Source organism: Streptomyces sp. NPDC004667 (assembly GCF_040609475.1).
Classification (GTDB): domain Bacteria; phylum Actinomycetota; class Actinomycetes; order Streptomycetales; family Streptomycetaceae; genus Streptomyces.
The window spans coordinates 1-2522 of sequence record NZ_JBEXKC010000230.1; the positions used below are offsets into that span (position 1 = coordinate 1).

At 74.8% G+C, this 2522-nt stretch carries 1 protein-coding gene and 1 pseudogene; both read left to right on the forward strand.

Translation table 11 applies throughout. The features are described from left to right. Positions 1–163: 163 nt before the first annotated feature. A pseudogene (locus ABZW32_RS39550) lies at positions 164–1063 on the forward strand (zinc ribbon domain-containing protein); the annotation flags it as partial. Positions 1064–1229: 166 nt separating this feature from the next. Continuing rightward, positions 1230–2297, forward strand: coding sequence for a helix-turn-helix domain-containing protein (locus ABZW32_RS39555; RefSeq protein ID WP_356225728.1), 1068 nt, complete (start codon positions 1230–1232; stop codon positions 2295–2297). The last annotated feature ends 225 nt before the right edge of the window (positions 2298–2522 follow it).

A 2522-nucleotide genomic window follows, 5' to 3' on the forward strand; every position in this document is an offset into this window, starting at 1 on the left:
CCTCGGTGAGGTGGTGGGCGAAGAGGGCTGACCGGGTCGCCGGTACGCCGGCCCGCCGGGCGGCCCCGCCCATGCGCCCCCGGGCACCCCGTCCCCACGGGACACCGCTCCGGCCGAGCCGGTGCCCGCCACCGCGGACCCGCACGCGCTGAGCGACACCATGTCCGACCGGGCGCGCTCCCTCCTGGTGCCCGTGGCGGACCCGGAGGCGCCGCACCCCGCTCCGGCGGGCGCCGGGCCCGTCCTGCCCGGACGGCCGGACGCCGACCGGCCCGCGGTCCGCACCCCCGGACAGCAGCCCGGAACCGCGGGCGGCCCGCCGTGCCGGTGGTGTTCGACGCCCAACCCGCCCGGCCGCCACTACTGCGTGCGATGCGCGATGCCGCTGGCCGAGACCGGCGAGACCTCCGCAACCGCAAGGGCGCCCTGGTGGCGCCGGCTCTTCGGCGGGCGGCGCCGCGAGACGCCGTGGGCGGGCGACCGGCCCAGGCTGCGCCGCGTCTTCGACCGGATCGGCGTCTGGATCACCCTCGCGGTCGTCGTCACCCTGGCGATCCTCGGCTTCGTCCACCTGCCCGACGGCGTCCGGGCCACCATGGACCACTTCGCACAGCGGGCCCCCGTCGCCCCGGTCCGGGTCGCGGCCTCCCGTTCCTATCCCGACCACGAGCCGGAGCTCGCCTTCGACAAGCGGAGCAACACCTGGTGGGGCCCCGGCGTCTCACAGTCCGGCCAAGGCGAGTGGATCGAGGCCGACTTCGGCGAGCCGACCCGGCTGCTGGACCTGATCATCACCCCGGGCGTCTCCGCGCGGGCCGACAAGACCGGCGAGTCCGCCCAGCCGCACCACGTCACGGCGACGATCACCGGGAAGGACGGCAGGGTCACCACGCGTCGGCTGACCCTGGATCAGGGCGCGGGCGGCCAGCGGCGCCCGTTCCGCGTCGGCGAGGTCACCAAGGTGCGTTTCACCGTCGACTCGTCGCACGCGGCCTCCGCCGACAAGCAGGTCGCCATCGCGGAGATCGAGTTCTTCGGCCCGTCGAACGCCGACCGCTCCTGACCGCGCCACCGGATCCACCCCGCACCGGCCGCACCGTGCGCGCCCGGTGCGGGGGCCGTTGACCTCCATGGCCGACAATGCATCACGTGGCGGTGGAGGTGAAGCAAGGCCTTGCGACAACCGGTATGGTGCCGGATCGCCGCCACGTCAAGGTGTGGGGGTTCGTATGGGTGTGGTGGGTGTGCCGGATGCCGCCGGGGCGCGCGAGGACGGGTTCGACTGGTTCTGCGAGACGGTGTCCAGCGATGTGATGCCCGTCGTGCTCAACACCCCTCGTGCGGCCGACTTCCGCGCGAGCATCACGCACCTGGATCTCGGCGTGGTGCGGCTCTCCGCGGTCAGCTGTCCACCGGTGCTCTCGCGCCGCACCCCGGCCCACGTCCGGCGCGGCGATCCCGAGGACCTGCAGCTGGCGCTCGTCACGCGGGGCGGCGTCAGGATCTCGCAGCGGGGCAACGACTCGACGGTCGCGGGGGCACTCGTGCTCACGGACACCTCGCGACCGAGCCAGGGGGCGTGTGCGGGCGCGCGGACCGAGACGGTGGTCGTGCAGATTCCCCGTCGGGTCCTGGCACTGGGCTCGGACCGGGTCGACGGCCTCCTCGCGCGGGGCCTGGCCGCGGACACGGGGTCGGGAGCGATCCTCGCCGACTTCATGAAGTCGCTGCTCGCCCGTGGCCCGCACTGTCGCCCGGAGGAGCTGCGCGCGATGGGGTCCATCACCCTCGACCTGGCCACGGCGTTCCTCGCGCGGCAGCTCGGCGACCCCGGGCAGGCACCCGCCGAGGCCCGGGCGCGGGAGACGCTGCAGCGGATCCACCGCTTCGTCGAGAACAACCTCGGCGATCCGGACCTGACGCCCCGGGCGATCGCCGAACGGCACCACATGTCCCTGCGCCGCCTCCACGCCCTCTTCGGGGACCAGCCCCTGACCGTCTCGGCACACATCCGCCACCGCCGGCTGGAGCGGGCCCGCGCCGACCTCGCGCGCGCGGAACTGAGCGGCCGGCCCGTGCAGGTGATCGCGGCCCGCTGGGGGTTCTCCAGCGCCACCGCGTTCAGCCGGGCGTTCCGCGAAGCGTACGGGCTCACCCCGACCGAACACCGTGCGTGCTCCCTGGCTGCCTCCCCGGCCGTCCCACGACACGCAGAGCACAGGATCCGTGCACGCCACGCACACCATCGCGGTCTGCCCGGGCCTAGATTCCCCTCTGGAGATACCGCCCCAGGGTGAACGGATCCAGGGGGCGACGACCCCGCCTGGTGCCTGGCCGAGATCCTCTGACGAGGCGCACCGCGGATGACGGGCCTGGCGAGTACGGGGGTCTCGCCGCTCACACCCACCGCGCCTCAGGAGACCGAGGACCGACCCGCCTCCCCCGCGCGGGGGGTGGGGGGCGGTGCGCGCGCCCCGTTCGACCGGTGGGGCGTGCGGGCCGTGTTGCGACGGACGGGTCGC

Coding starts and splice junctions, on each gene's coding strand:
- ABZW32_RS39555 (WP_356225728.1), top strand. CDS start 1,230: ATGGGTGTGGTGGGTGTGCCGGATGCCGCCGGGGCGCGCGAGGACGGG.